This window comes from Paenibacillus elgii NBRC 100335 (genome assembly GCF_004000865.1).
In the GTDB taxonomy this organism is placed as follows: domain Bacteria; phylum Bacillota; class Bacilli; order Paenibacillales; family NBRC-103111; genus Paenibacillus_G; species Paenibacillus_G elgii.
Window position 1 is genome coordinate 1 of the sequence record NZ_BIMB01000146.1, and the last position, 754, is coordinate 754.

Sequence of the window (754 nt, forward strand, 5' to 3'; positions counted from 1 at the left end):
AGCTCCTAGTACGGAGCCGACGGTGGTCAAGGTTCCTGCGGTGATCGTGGCTCCGAGTACGCTGGTGATAGTGCCGTTGAGCAGATTGGTGATTGTTCCGCCCAGGATCGTGGCGTTGACGGTGCCGCCGAGGATGGTAGCGCTAATGGTACCCGCAGTGATCGTGGCCCCAAGCACGCTAGTAATAGTGCCGTTGAGCAGATTGGTGATTGTTCCGCCCAAGATCGTGGTATTGACCGTCCCGCCAAGAATGGTAGCGCTAATCGTACCTGCTGTAATAGTAGCTCCCAGCACGGAGCCGACGGTAGTTAAAGTCCCCGCGGTGATAGTGGCCCCAAGCAAGCTGGTGATAGTGCCGTTAAGCAGGTTGTCGATCGTTCCGCCTAGAACCGTGGTACTGACGGTTCCGCCGAGAATGGTGGCGCTAATGGTACCCGCGGTGATGGTAGCGCCGAGCACGCTGGTTATAGTGCCGTTGAGCAGGTTGTCAATTGTTCCGCCCAGAATCGTGGTACTGATTGTCCCTGCTGTAATAGTGGCTCCCAGCACAGAGCCGACTGTAGTCAAGGTCCCTGCGGTGATGGTAGCGCCGAGCACACTGGTAATAGTGCCGTTAAGGAGATTGTCGATCGTACCGCCGAGGATCGTGGTACTGACCGTTCCGCCGAGAATGGTAGCGCTAATCGTGCCTGCTGTGATGGTAGCCCCCAGTACTGATCCGACGGTAGTCAAAGTCCCCGCAGTGACCGTGGCG

General features: G+C 57.6%; 1 protein-coding gene. It reads right to left on the reverse strand.

Translation table 11 applies throughout. The annotated features are described in order from the left end of the window. The coding region (locus tag PEL01S_RS34860; protein ID WP_174807057.1) for a beta strand repeat-containing protein at positions 1–732 on the reverse strand (732 nt) is incomplete at its 3' end. Between the last annotated feature and the right edge of the window lie 22 nt (positions 733–754).